Origin of the sequence: Hymenobacter sp. GOD-10R, assembly GCF_035609205.1 — a bacterium.
Taxonomy (GTDB): Bacteria; Bacteroidota; Bacteroidia; order Cytophagales; family Hymenobacteraceae; genus Hymenobacter.
The window spans coordinates 5,728,541-5,741,746 of sequence record NZ_CP141184.1; the positions used below are offsets into that span (position 1 = coordinate 5,728,541).

General features: G+C 47.7%; 9 protein-coding genes. 3 read left to right on the forward strand and 6 right to left on the reverse strand.

The genetic code is table 11. The features are described from left to right. Positions 1–25: 25 nt before the first annotated feature. The 4 genes from SD425_RS22855 to SD425_RS22870 all read right to left on the reverse strand — a co-directional run bounded on the left by SD425_RS22855 (position 26) and on the right by SD425_RS22870 (position 2,816). Complete coding sequence (locus SD425_RS22855) at positions 26–520, reverse strand: F0F1 ATP synthase subunit B (RefSeq protein ID WP_324672631.1); 495 nt, start codon at positions 518–520, stop codon at positions 26–28. Between the two features lie 182 nt (positions 521–702). Then, positions 703–960: an ATP synthase F0 subunit C gene (gene atpE, locus SD425_RS22860; protein WP_086594371.1), complete on the reverse strand. Its 258-nt coding sequence runs from the start codon at positions 958–960 to the stop codon at positions 703–705. Between the two features lie 50 nt (positions 961–1,010). Then, entirely contained in the window at positions 1,011–2,069 is a 1,059-nt protein-coding gene (atpB, locus tag SD425_RS22865) for a F0F1 ATP synthase subunit A (RefSeq protein WP_324672634.1), read from the reverse strand. Positions 2,070–2,570: 501 nt separating this feature from the next. Further along, a complete protein-coding gene (locus tag SD425_RS22870; protein WP_324672636.1) occupies positions 2,571–2,816 on the reverse strand; it encodes an AtpZ/AtpI family protein in 246 nt (81 codons plus the stop codon). 255 nt (positions 2,817–3,071) lie between these two features. On the opposite strand from SD425_RS22870, the gene SD425_RS22875 reads away from it, so the two are divergent. From SD425_RS22875 to uvrC, 3 genes are all read left to right on the forward strand, one after another. Further along, positions 3,072–6,083: a tetratricopeptide repeat protein gene (locus SD425_RS22875; protein WP_324672638.1), complete on the forward strand. Its 3,012-nt coding sequence runs from the start codon at positions 3,072–3,074 to the stop codon at positions 6,081–6,083. 276 nt (positions 6,084–6,359) lie between these two features. After that, positions 6,360–8,525, forward strand: coding sequence for a transglycosylase domain-containing protein (locus tag SD425_RS22880; protein ID WP_324672640.1), 2,166 nt, complete (start codon positions 6,360–6,362; stop codon positions 8,523–8,525). A gap of 170 nt (positions 8,526–8,695) precedes the next feature. Then, positions 8,696–10,531 carry an excinuclease ABC subunit UvrC gene (uvrC, locus tag SD425_RS22885; protein ID WP_324672642.1) on the forward strand — a complete coding sequence of 612 codons (1,836 nt, stop codon included), beginning with the start codon at positions 8,696–8,698 and terminating at the stop codon, positions 10,529–10,531. 87 nt (positions 10,532–10,618) lie between these two features. Here uvrC and gldN read toward each other — a convergent pair whose 3' ends face one another. Next, a complete protein-coding gene (gene gldN, locus SD425_RS22890) occupies positions 10,619–11,551 on the reverse strand; it encodes a gliding motility protein GldN (protein WP_324672644.1) in 933 nt (310 codons plus the stop codon). A 40-nt stretch (positions 11,552–11,591) separates the two neighbouring features. After that, positions 11,592–13,175, reverse strand: coding sequence for a gliding motility protein GldM (gldM, locus tag SD425_RS22895; protein ID WP_324672646.1), 1,584 nt, complete (start codon positions 13,173–13,175; stop codon positions 11,592–11,594). Between the last annotated feature and the right edge of the window lie 31 nt (positions 13,176–13,206).

The window sequence follows — 13,206 nt, forward strand, 5'->3', positions numbered from 1 at the left end:
ACTACTCAATACATAATACTCACTACTAATTCAATTTAACATCCTTTAGGTAAGAATCCACAAGCTGCTGTTGAGAAGCAGTATCCGTTAGTTCACGACGGAGGATACGCTCAGCGATGTCGATTGACAGTTGAGCAGCAGTATTCTTAACTTCAGCTAAAGCAGCATTCTTTTCATTCTGAATGGCTTCGCGGGCTTGTACAATCATGCGGCCACCTTCTTCAGTGGCTTTAGTTTTAGCCTGGTCTATCAGTTGATTAGCCATTTGCGTAGCTTCCTGTAGCATACGGTCACGCTCTTGGCGTGTCTCAGCCAACAGTTTCTCATTGCTAGCTTTCAGCAACTGCATCTCTAGCTTGGCTTGGTCAGCCATGCGCAGAGCTGTTTCGATAGACTCTTCCCGCTCTTTGAGAGAAGAAAGAATAGGCTTCCAAGCAAACTTGGCCAGCAGAAACAACACGATCAGAAAGATGACCAGTTGCCAGAAAATCAGGCCGAATTCAGGCGTTACGATTTGCATAAGAGGGTAGTCAGTAAAGCGTTCGTACTGATGGTAATAAGTTAGCGGACAAGTGGCAACTCAGAAGGCTGCCGCTCAGTGGCAACGACTAAAGCACTTGTACCACAAAACCACGAGCAGCCCGTTGCGCCGTGCGCCGAAGCGACGCGCAACGGGCTGCTGCTATGATACTTCTAACCTCTTTAGAGCTTGAAGGAGATAAGCAAGCAGACTACTACTGCGAACAGTGCCAGACCTTCAATAAGGGCTGCAACGATAAGCATTGCGGTTTGAATACGGCCAGAAGCTTCGGGTTGACGACCGATAGCCTCCATAGCGCTACCACCGATGCGGCCGATGCCTAGACCAGCGCCAAGTGCAACCAAACCAGCACCAATTGCGGCGCCGAATACGGCCAGACCAGCGGAATTAGCAACCTGCAACAACAGAGAAAGAAGCATAAAAAGGAAGTTTTAAAGAGAATGAAATGAAAAGCTGGGTGAAAAACGTGTTAGTGACCGTGACCATGAGCTGGCGCAGCACCATCACCACCACCGATTTGCAAATCGGCATCGTGGTGCTCCTCCACTGCTCCACCGATATACATCGCTGTGAGTAGCGTGAAGATATAGGCTTGCAGAATAGCTACTAATAACTCTAGTACATTGATGAACAGACCAAAAGCTAGAGAAACAGGCGCTACTGCCACATTACGGAAGATGAAGATCAAGCTGATAAAGCTCAAAATTACGATGTGTCCTGCTGTGATATTAGCAAACAGACGAACCATGAGGGAAAAAGGCTTGGTGATGACACCAATCAGTTCTACCGGAATCATGATGGGCCGTAACCACATCGGTACGCCTGGGGTAGCAAAGATGTGACCCCAATAATACTTGTTGCTGCTGAAAAGCGTGATCAGCAACGTCAGTGTAGCGAGGGTCAAGGTCACAGCAATGTTCCCTGTCAGGTTAGCGGCGCCAGGCGTTAGGCCTAGCAAGTTGTTAAACCAGATAAAGAAGAAGACTGTAAGCAAATACGGCATGTAACGCTCGTACTTAGGACCTATTGATTTTTTAGCGATTTCGTCGCGGATAAACACAATAATAGGCTCCATAAAGGATTGCAAGCCCCTTGGGGCACTACCCTTGCGTTTTCTGTAGCCACTAGCAACAATGCTGAATACCACTAGCATCATGATGCTGCTTAACAGCAGGGCGAAAGCATTCTTGGTAAGCGAGAAATCGTATACCTTGCTGCCGTCTTCTGCTACCAGATGCTCATGTTCCAACTTTAAGCCTTCGTGCATTTCACCTTCAGCAACTCGCTTCGACGAAAAAACCGTCAGCCCTTGCCCTGGCCGGTAGGCAATAATCGGCAGATAAGTCGTTAAATGATTGTTATCGGTAGAAAACCAGTGCCACTCATGAGAGTCACCAATGTGGTGCAAGATCATCTCACCAGGGTTGAAGGCTTCCTCTTTGGTAGCTTCAGCCTGGGGTGCAACTGGTTCGTTTGCAAAAACAGGAAGTGAAAGAATGCAGAACAGAGCTATTAATAAGCGCTTCATTAAGAGCAGGTTATAGGGTCACCAGAGGAAAGATGAAGATTTGATTAACCCCGTTTTGAAAACGGGCGCAAGTTACTCAGCACGCTCCAGATTTCAAACCCGGCAAATAGAAAATACAAGAGAAAGAAGCTCCCTAGGAAGGCCCAAGTACCGGCTCCTTCTTTAGCACCTCCTTTATAGAAGTAGACAAGCACGAATCCTACTGACACTAACAATCGTGCTACTACAGACCCGAAATAAGCGGCCATAAAGTGGTTTGGGTTGGCTTGTACAAGCCGATTCGTAACCCAGTAAGTGAGTGCTGAGAGCAGCGCAAAGAACCCTAGAATGTAGTATGTAAGTGGATGGATAATACGTGGACCAAATTGACTGCCAATGGCATAGATTACACTTCCTAGTAAAATACAGAACAAAAGAAGGTCGCGGACAAATCGCTTCATTGTAGCAACGCTAATGCTTAGTGCGTATCAGTTTATAATTATTAATGTAGAATATTATACTTCACGACTTGCGAGTGATAGAGCGTATGACTTGGTACATAGCCCCTAGTACACCTAGGAGCATCAACCCAATGGTATACCATGGATTTTTATTCTGAAAGTGTGCATCAAGCTTTACTCCTGCCCAAGCGCACAAGCCAATAGTTGCCAACATTTGAAAACCTAGCCCTGAGTATTGGGCAAAACTGCGCATACGGTCAGCCCCATCATCAGTAGATTTCTTATCAGAATCAGGGGAGTTGAACATGATTGTCTGGACTTAGAATGGCAAAAGTATTACTTTTCAATGTAGCAGTGTCTATCATTGTCACGCTTCGGGCAACGAAATCAAAACCGCGCCGAGAAAATCGTAATTTTACTTAACGTGCTACGTTGTGCAGCAGGTGAGCTTTCCCAAACGAACGAACCGGGGTATAGCACACGTTTATTTCTGCATACTACTGTTCCGACCTTCTTTACCTTGAGTCATTCTTTAGCTTCTCGTCTGCTTCTGGCTTTTGCCGTGCTCCCAATTGTTGTGGCAGGGCTAGATGCCTGCTCCTCCGAGCGCTCAGTTGTGGGCAAAACCTACGACAATGTAGTAGCCCGTGACAATGCTTATTTTCTGGCGCGGGAGAAGATGCGTACGCTTGAAGCTTCTCTCTATAAAAATCGGGTAAACGACTACAATCAGATTCTACCGCTTTTTCCTACTCTTGACGAAGCTACTACGACGAAGATTACGGCAGATCTGGATGACATCATTAAGAAAGCCTCCTTACCAATTCAACATCGTCCGGGCAGTGACTGGACAGATGACAGCTACGTGCTGATTGGCAAAGCGCGGTATTATAAGATGGAGTTAGAAGATGCCATCAAGACGTTCAAGTACACCAATACAACTAGCAAAGATCCCAATGCCAAACACGAGGCATTGATCTGGCTAATGCGCTCCTTCTTGGCTGACAAAGATTACGAGAGTGCGCTATTGGTTTCTAATCTTCTGGATAAAGAACAGGGCAAGGAGCAAAATGCCCGCGAGCTGTTTCTGACGCGTGCGCAGTACTACTTGCTCACGGGCGACCAGAAGCTAGCTATTGAGCAACTGGAAAAAGCTATTCCTTACATTGAGGAAAAGAATGAACAGTCGCGCACACGCTACATTCTGGCACAACTGTACCAGGCTAACAACGACGATAAGAAAGCTTACGCCGAGCTCAACAAGATTCTGAAGCGTAATCCGCCTTACGAGCTTGACTTCTTCTCGAAACTGATGCTAGGTCAAGTTTCGGATTTGAACCTGACTGATCGGGCACGCTTAGATAAATACTTCACAAAGCTGCTGAAAGACACGAAAAACAAGGAATACCGTGACAAGATCTACTACGAGATGGCACGGCTTAACTACCGCCAGCAGCGGTATGACCAGGCGCTAGCTTTGTTGCAAAAATCGGCACGGACACCTGGCCCTAATAAGGCGCAAAAGTCATACACGTACTTGCTAGCTGGCCGTATTTATTACGAGAACTTACAGAAATACCGCTTAGCTGCCGCTTACTACGACAGTACCGTGCAGAACATGCCCAAAACAGCACCGGGATATGAGGCTACGGCAGAGCGAAGCGCTATTCTGAAAGATTTCGCGCAGCAGATTACAATTGTCGAAACGCAGGACAGCTTACAAGCACTGGCCAAGCTAGATCCTGCTACTTTGCAAACTCGGTTGACGGCCTACGCGGTGACCGAGCTAGAAAATCAGAAGAAAGAGCAGGAACGCTTATTGGCGCAGCAAGAGAAGCAAGCTCGTCAACAGGAGTCGATTTCTGGCGTAAGCTCTCTGCGGGCAGGTGACCCTAATATTGACCCAAACACATTTGCAGCGACGAGCACTGGCGCGCAGTGGTACTTCGATAACCCTGCTGCTCTTGGAACTGCACGCAGCGAATTTATCCGCCGCTGGGGCGACCGGCAGCTACAGGATAACTGGCGCGTAACTAGCCAAGCGAGCGGTTCAGCTGTTACTAACCGGGGTGGCAATGTGCCTGTCAGCATCGCTGGAGCTAATAATACGAGCGTTAATACAACAGGACAAGCCGCTACGCCAGCACCTACCGACCCAGCAGCCCAACAGGAGGCATTAGTAGCAAAATATCGTCAGGCAATTCCGCTTACGGAAGCTCAGATGCAAGCTTCTCAAAAGCAAGTGGAAGAGGCCCTGTTCATTCTAGGTACCATCTACGGCCAACAACTACGTGAGCCAGCCCGCGCCGCCGAAACCTATGAGAAAGTAGTAGCTCGCTTTCCGCAGAGTAAGCACTTACCGGAATCATACTATAGTCTCTATCTCATTTACAAAGAGCAACCAAATGCTCCTAAAGCAGAAGCTTATGCTTTGCGCCTGCGGCAAGAATTTCCAAACTCCTCCTACGCGAAGCTGGTCGCCGACCCGGAATATTTGCGTCGCACGTCTATTGTCAATGCAAAAGTATCAGTACAAGTAGATTCTGCTTTTGCCTTATATAAAAGGCAGGAATTCAAAAAAGCGGCCGATTTAGTAGCCGCTACTCGGCAGCAGTACCCGGAAAACGATTTAAATGATCGTTTGGCTTTCTTGACTACGCTGCTCACTATCCGTACGCAACCGCCACTTACGGCGAAAGCCTCTGTGGAGAAGTTTTACAAAGATTTCCCAGACAGCCAGTTGAGCAGCCAGGCGCTAACCATGCTAAATACCTACAAGGAGTATGAGGCTGGTAAAATAACGGGCGCCCTAGCTTCTACCGACAAACCTGTGGTTTCGATCTTCAAACCTGGCGAAGTGGAGAGTCGCCTTCGCGTTATCTATGCAGAGAATCAAGCTGCTGTTGCTTCGGCTCGCGCAGGGAAAACAGTACCTATAAAGCAACAGGTACCTCGGGCCGTTATCAATCCCGCAGATGCACCTGTAGCACCTAGCTCTACCCCTCCCGTGGCTACTACCCCTGCTTCGGCTACCACGACGAGCGCTGCTACCTCCACACCAGCGACAGCCGTAGTTCCTCCTACATCAGTAACTCCAACGCCTACACTCCCCACGGCTACTTCAACTTCACCTGTTCCCGCTGTTACTCCATCGGCGAACAATAAGGAAGCTACAACGCCAGCAGTTCCTAGCAAACCAGCTACTGCTTTTATCGCCAACCCCAATGTCCAGCACGTCGTGGTGCTAGCTTTCCCCAAGGGAGCATCTCCTTTGAAGGACATGCCTACTTTACTAGGCACCTACAACAGCCGATTCTTCCGCGCTAATAACCTTACTATTCGGGAATCAAGCTTGAATGATGCCTTGGATATGGTTGTTATTCAGCCGCTGCCAAGCGCCAAAATTGCCCAGAGTTACGCTTTGAAGTTACGTGGCCCTCAGTCCCCGTTAAGTCGTCTGCGCGGCGTGGGTTACCAAACCCTAGTTATTGGTATTGATAATCTACCGCTGCTGCTCCAAAGCAAAGATGTAGAAGAGTACCAGCGTTTCTACCAACAGACTTACGCCAAGTAGCCCGTTGCTGCTGTAGTGCTGAGGTAAGTTACTTCTCTCCTGAGTTCGTAAGCAATGAGAAGCTAGCTTTCTTCTGGCATTAGATCCTGTAATTCATTACCAGAAAACATGGCTTATCCTGCCACTAAGAATAAACCTTCACTCCGCAAACCTCAGCAATCCGGACGGTTCGCTCGCATTACGCGTGCCCTATGGTGGCTATTTGGGGGAGGCTTCGTTCTGTTTGTTCTATACATTTTTGCGGTCAGCATCAACTTGCTGAACCTGTTCGGCCGTATGCCGAACCTCAAGACCCTAGAAAATCCTAAGAGTGAGCTAGCTTCTGAGATCTACTCGGCCGACGGCGTGCTGATGGGAAAGTTCTTCCGAGAAAACCGCACCCCAGCCGATTACGAAGACTTACCTCAAAACTTAATTGACGCGCTCATTGCAACGGAAGACGTGCGCTTTGAGCACCACTCAGGTATTGACTTGAAGGCGATGGGCCGGGTAGCTAGCGGTCTGGTAACTGGCAGCAAAGGTGGCGGCGGCTCAACCCTAACTCAGCAGTTGGCCAAGTTGCTATTTCGTACCCGCGAGGACCTAAATGATGGTTTATTAAGCCATGTGCCAGGTCTGCGAATGCTCATCGTGAAAACGAAGGAGTGGATCATGTCGGTACGCTTAGAGCGTAACTACACCAAGCGCGAGATTTTGCGCATGTATCTTAACACCGCTGAATTTGGCTCGAATGCTTACGGCATCAACGTAGCAGCGAAGACGTTCTTCAACAAAAAGCCTAAGGCACTAACCCTAGAGGAATCGGCTTTGTTAGCTGGGTTGGTGAACGGTCCGTCGTGGTTCAATCCCGTACGGAACCCCGAACGATCCAGGAAGCGTCGCGATTGGGTTTTGAACCAGATGCACAAGTACGGCTACATTGACGAGCCAACGTACGAGAAGGCAGCTAGCAAATCAATCGTTTTACACTACAATGTAGAAAATGCCAATAAAGGCATCGCTCCTTACTTCCGTACGGAAATCGCTAAGTCGTTGCTGAAGTGGGCTAGGGAAACTGACCATGACCTCTATGCTGACGGTCTGAAGATCTACACAACTGTCGACTCGAGAATGCAGGGCTATGCGGAGTCGGCGGTTGCGGAGCATATGCAGTTGCAGCAGAAATGGTTCAATCAACACTGGAAGGGGCAGTTGCCATGGCGCGACGAAAATGGTCGCATCATTCCCAACTTTTTACAAACATCTATCAAGCGTACAGAGCGGTACAAGTCACTTTATAACCGCTTCGACGGCAATAAGGACTCCATTAAGTACTACCTGAATAAGAAGTATAAAATGACGGTGTTCTCGTGGCAAGGCGAGAAAGAAGTAGTGATGTCGCCCATGGACTCGCTGGCTTACTATAAGCGCTATCTACACGCAGGTTTTATGGCCATGAACCCACTGAATGGTCATATCCTAGCTTGGGTAGGAGGCACCAACTTCAAGTTCTTCAAGTATGACCACGTCAAGCAAGGTAAGCGGCAGCCAGGCTCTACGTTCAAACCTATCGTGTATACCGCTGCTATCGACCGTGGCTATTCACCATGCTTGCCACGCCCCGATATAGCTACCACCTTTCCAGCAGTAGCGGGGCGGCCAGCTTACACACCTAAAAACTTTGAGGGCGGTTTCTCGGGTCGGGTGTTCACCTTACGCCAAGCTCTAGCTCGTTCGATGAACTCCATTACAGCGTGGCTAGTAAAGGAAATAGGGCCCAGCGATATTGTAAAATACGCCCATCGCCTAGGTATCTCCTCTCCTATCGAAGCTGTGCCCGCAGTGGGTTTTGGCTCGAGCGACGTGAGCATCTACGAACTCTGCGGTGCCTACAGCACTTTCGTGAACAAAGGCATCTGGACCTCTCCCATGATGGTCACAAGCATTGCGGATAAGAACGGCAACGTATTACGTGAGTTCATACCGCAAACGCGTGAGGCGTTGAATGAGGAAACAGCCTACCTAATGACCTACATGCTACAGGCTTCTACAACTGAGCAAGGCGGTACTTCCACCATCCTAAAAACTGGCTTTAAGTTTCCTTACGAGATGGGCGCAAAAACCGGTACTACCAGCAACTACTCCGATGCTTGGTTTATGGGCATTACGCCTAACCTTGTGTGCGGCATGTGGGTAGGTGGTGAAGACAGAAGCATTCACTTCCGCACGGGAGCTTACGGCCAAGGAGCTCGGTTAGCTCTTCCAATCTATGGGTTATTCATGCGTAAAGTTTATGCGAATAAAGACAAGGTTGATATTGACACCAATCCTTTCCCCAAGCCAGCTAACCTTTCCATCGAAACAGATTGTAGTCGTTATAATGGCGGGCAGCGTGACACCATTCCCTATAGCCAGAAGCTCAACCAAGCTGAGCTAGATGACTTGGATGACAAGGATATTTAAGCCTAGGTATCTAGTCAACCTATTCTCCCCTTCAGACACGTGGCAAATGCAGTGCACTTGCCACGTGTTTGTTTATAAAGTATTCTGGCGGAAATTCCTTTACGAACCTCTGCGTTGTTACTCTGCGTACCATTGTATGCTAATGCTTCCTCCTTTTCAATTTGTGCTACATGGCTGCTAACGCCCATTTACAAGAGCAGATTCGCCATCTCCCCCATCGTCCCGGTATCTACAAGTACTTTGATGATGAGGGTATAATATATGTTGGCAAAGCCGTAGACATCCGTAAGCGTGTCAGCAGCTACTTCACTAAGCAAGACCATAATAAGAAGACCCAACAGCTGGTCAAAAACATCAAACGCATCGAATTCACGATTGTAGACAATGAGTCTGAAGCGTTCTTGTTAGAAAACAACCTGATCAAACAGCATCAGCCTAAGTACAATATACTGCTCAAAGACGGCAAGACCTACCCGTATTTGTGCTTGACCAACGAGCGGTTCCCTCGCCTTCTACCTACTCGCAATAAGATTGACAATGGATCTAAATACTACGGTCCTTATGCCAACCTCACGGCAATGAACATTGTGCTCGAACTGATTCGGGCTCTGTATCCGCTCCGCACCTGCACTTACAACTTATCGCCCGAAAATATAGAAGCTGGCAAGTTCAAGGTCTGCTTAGAATACCACCTAGGCAACTGTAAAGGTCCTTGCGAAGGCCTGCAAGATGAAGAAACCTATGCACAGTATATCCAGCAGATCCGGAATATCTTGAGCGGTAACCTATCCGTTCCGAAAGCTTATTTCCGGGAGCGAATGATGCAGGCAGCACAAGAGCAACAATTTGAGCTAGCGCATACCTTGAAGCAGAAGTTGGACCGCTTAGATGATTTCCAAGCCAAATCGACTGTAGTAAATGCGGCGCTTTCCAATATCGATGTGTTCAGCATAGCTTCTAACGAAAAAAGCGCCTTCATCAACTACTTGAAGGTGATGAACGGAGCAATTATCCAGACACAGTCGCTAGAGGTACAGAAGAAGCTTGACGAACTGGATGCGGATATTCTAGCTCCATTAGTCATGCAAATGCGGGAAGAGTTCGAAAGTGAATCGAAGGAAGTTTTGACGAACGTTCCCCTTTCTCCTTTGCCGTTGCCAGGGGTTACGCTCACAGTACCGCAGATAGGCGATAAGCGTAAGTTGTTGGAGCTCTCTATTAAGAACGTGCTTTATCTGCGCAAAGAAAAGGAGAGCATGAATGACCGCTCAAAAGATGTAAACGAGGTCCGCATTATGGAAGGCATAAAGCGCGACTTACGGCTGACTGAGTTGCCTAAGCACATTGAATGCTTCGACAACTCGAATTTCCAGGGTGATAATCCAGTTGCAGCTATGGTATGCTTTCGCAATGCAAAACCTAGCAAGAAAGATTACCGGCATTTTCACATAAAGACAGTTGTGGGGCCAAATGACTTCGATTCAATGTATGAGATTGTTACTCGCCGTTATCGCCGCTTAATCGATGAAGGTGCTTCGTTACCCCAGCTAGTTATTGTGGACGGTGGTAAAGGACAGTTAGGTATGGCCGTAAAAGCATTGCGTGATCTTGACTTATGGGGTAAGATTCCAGTGGTCGGTATCGCTAAGCGTTTGGAAGAGATTTACGTTCCTAATGACCCCCTCCCACTTTATATCGATAAAAAGTCGGAGACCCTGCGTCTCATCCAACGCATGCGAGACGAGGCACACCGCTTTGGTATCACTTTCCACCGTAGCCGCCGCGACGCTTCAACACTTAAAACTGAACTTACTGACGTCAAAGGCCTAGGACCAACAACTGCTGAAAAGCTATTAAGTAAATTCAAGTCCGTAAAGAAGATCCGAGAGCTATCTGAATCAGATCTAATTGCGGAGATTGGCAAAGCGAAAACTCGCATCTTGCTTAACCACTTTGAACAGCAAGAGCAGCCTACTTCTTCAGATGTAGGAAATAACGCTTCCTGATGAATAAAGCCCATAAAAAGAAAAAGCCCTAGCTTATATAGCTAGGGCTTTTTCTTTTTATGGGCTTTCTAAGTACAGTACTCTGACTTAGAAACTCCAGAGATTATACTCGTACTCGATCAAATCGGAAGCAGCTTGCTGCGAGGCTAATACACCTTGTTGCTGACCACCGTAAATCTCGTCTAGACGGGCATCGTTTGGGTTTGAAACCTTAACGATATACGAGTTAAACAACCAAAGTTCAAATGCATCTGCCAAGTTCTTATGCTGCGCATCATTTTGGGAGTTAAACCAAATGGCTTTGTCCGGATTGTTGCGGAACACTCGTACTAGATCCGAGTATTTAAAGTATCCAATGGTTTTTTCAATTCCCGAAGTATTTGCAGATAGTGTAGCCGGCACTAGTAAACCGATGCATTTGATGTCATGATACATCCGTGACCGTTTCTTGTCGAAGATCATATCTTCCTTCACTTCCATCTGGTATAGGTCCTTAGGACGGTATTCGTAGCTAGCAGGTGGCGGTGGTGTTGGCTTTGCTGCCACTGCCTTTGTTTTGCCTTTTGTTTTGCTACCAGCAGCAGTTTTCTTTTTGGGTGTTCCCCAACCATCATCGCTAGCTGCACCCCATCCGCCACCAGCATCTTGCTCACTGAAACCTGCTGCCTTTTCTTCATCCGAAAGACCAGCAGAAGCTTCAGCATATGACATGTTGGAGGTCATCTCTGCTGGAGTAATAGTCCGAGTAAGAGAATCGTTGCTGTAAGCTTGCAGCTCGCCACGCTTCACCGCTTCGATGATCACCCGGCTAATTTCTTTGCCTTCCGAGAACATCGGCTTATTCTGCTTTTCCCGAAGATCCACAGCCCGCCAGATTGTCTTGCTGAACATGATATCTGAGTTCGGGATCGGGCGATTAGAGCCGTTACTGCTTGCGGTGGTAGCTTGCTCCTGAGCTGATGCTGCCACCGACAGCATTAGACCAGCCGTTAGCGCGGCTAAGGAAAGAAATTTGTTCATACCGTAGTGATCTGAAAAGCTGCGGTTAGTTCAACGTAGTTTACAGCAGCGGTACGTTGAATTGTTTAGAGACATTTACTGACTCCGTGTTGCCTTGGAAGTTCATACGCTGAACTTCTTTTACTTCAACGTACAAACGGTCACCTTCGCGTGCTGAGTTTACAACATCGTTCAAGTTTGCATCTGGGCCGCTGATAGTTCTAGTTGGTATTGCAGGACGCTTACCACGAACCAGTGTGATTTCGTAGCGTGTTACCCGGTAGCGAGCATCTTCTGGGAGGAAGTTAGCAAAGCTAGGATCAGCTACAGCCTTCAAGCTCATATTGCGTACAGCTGTGATCGGGGTGCCTTGCTTCTCGTTGGCCTCACGGCCACCTACTACGCAGTGGATTTCAGGCTTTGGAATTGGACGCACCTGGAAGGTCTGCGAGCCGATAGCATTGCCACCGCTGCTTACGTTCAAAGTAACCTCCTTCGAGTTTGGTATCAGAGTAACCTCTCCCGTCTTAGAACCTGAGATTACAGAAGCACCCGAAGCAGAGAAGCCTGGCTTGTATTGAGCACCTAGTGCAGGAACTTGTACATTCAGCTTATTACCACACTTGAAGTAAAGAGCCTGTACCGAAGCAGATTGAATCTGCATTACTGGCTTAGATACCGTATAAGGTACGTTTACTTTAAAGGTAGTGTCACGACCATTCTGTTTGAATCGAATTGTACCAGTCCACTGCTTCTTAGCGTTACCAGCAGCATCGAAGCCACCAGGAGTAGCGGTAAACTCAATTTTACCCTTGCCGTCAGCACCTACTTGTAGTGGGCTGCCATTCAATGTCATTGTTGGACGCAAGCCTGTAGCCGACGCTGTCAAGAACAATTCTGCTTTGTATTTCGTACCAGCAGCCACCGTGTTCGACTCAGCGCTGGCGAAAGCACCTACTTTGTCAAATACGATGATGTTTCCACCTACTTTAGCTGACTGAGCAGCTAATGCATCTGACTCATACTTCAGCACTTCAGCCTCTTTTTGCGACAATACTGCCAAAGCAGCTACCAGAGGAGTATTTTCGAAGTTCAGCTCAGCGAAGTTTTTGTTCTTCTGTTCTTTCTCCGTTACCATTGGATCTTCTTTCGCATCAAGTGCAAGAGGAGAAGCGTTAGGAACGAACTTCTGAATGTAACCAGAGTACTTATTTAGCTCGTCTTTGAGAGCATAACCAGCGCCATCTTTCTTACCACCTAGCATGGTAATGGCCACCTTATCTTCAGCACTCATGTTTTTAAACTCATTCTTGCCTTTGTTCTCAGTGGCCGTCAAGAGTTTATCTCGTACACCTTGCAGGTAAGAAATCATCTGCTTGGTACGCTCACGTATTTCTTCGCTCTGCTTAAGAACCGCAACGTCGTTAGCCTGATTACGATTCTTCTCAACTTGAGCCTGAATTCCTTTAATCGTGCCGTCGTTCGCCGTTGAAACTTTCTGGTTGATGGTAGAAAGGCTATCATCCAGAAACTTAAACTTGAGCAGAATTGCCGAGTTTACTTGTAGGGCCAGAAGTGCAGTCAGTACCAAGTACATCATGCCAATCATCTTCTGCCGCGGAGACTCTTTTGCTCCTCCTGCCATTGCTGTGGTATGTTATCTAATCAATAGTTTT

Coding starts and splice junctions, on each gene's coding strand:
- SD425_RS22870 (WP_324672636.1), bottom strand. CDS start 2,816: ATGTTCAACTCCCCTGATTCTGATAAGAAATCTACTGATGATGGGGCT.
- atpE (WP_086594371.1), bottom strand. CDS start 960: ATGCTTCTTTCTCTGTTGTTGCAGGTTGCTAATTCCGCTGGTCTGGCC.
- SD425_RS22880 (WP_324672640.1), top strand. CDS start 6,360: ATGCCGAACCTCAAGACCCTAGAAAATCCTAAGAGTGAGCTAGCTTCT.
- atpB (WP_324672634.1), bottom strand. CDS start 2,069: ATGAAGCGCTTATTAATAGCTCTGTTCTGCATTCTTTCACTTCCTGTT.
- gldM (WP_324672646.1), bottom strand. CDS start 13,175: ATGGCAGGAGGAGCAAAAGAGTCTCCGCGGCAGAAGATGATTGGCATG.
- gldN (WP_324672644.1), bottom strand. CDS start 11,551: ATGAACAAATTTCTTTCCTTAGCCGCGCTAACGGCTGGTCTAATGCTG.
- SD425_RS22855 (WP_324672631.1), bottom strand. CDS start 520: ATGCAAATCGTAACGCCTGAATTCGGCCTGATTTTCTGGCAACTGGTC.
- uvrC (WP_324672642.1), top strand. CDS start 8,696: ATGGCTGCTAACGCCCATTTACAAGAGCAGATTCGCCATCTCCCCCAT.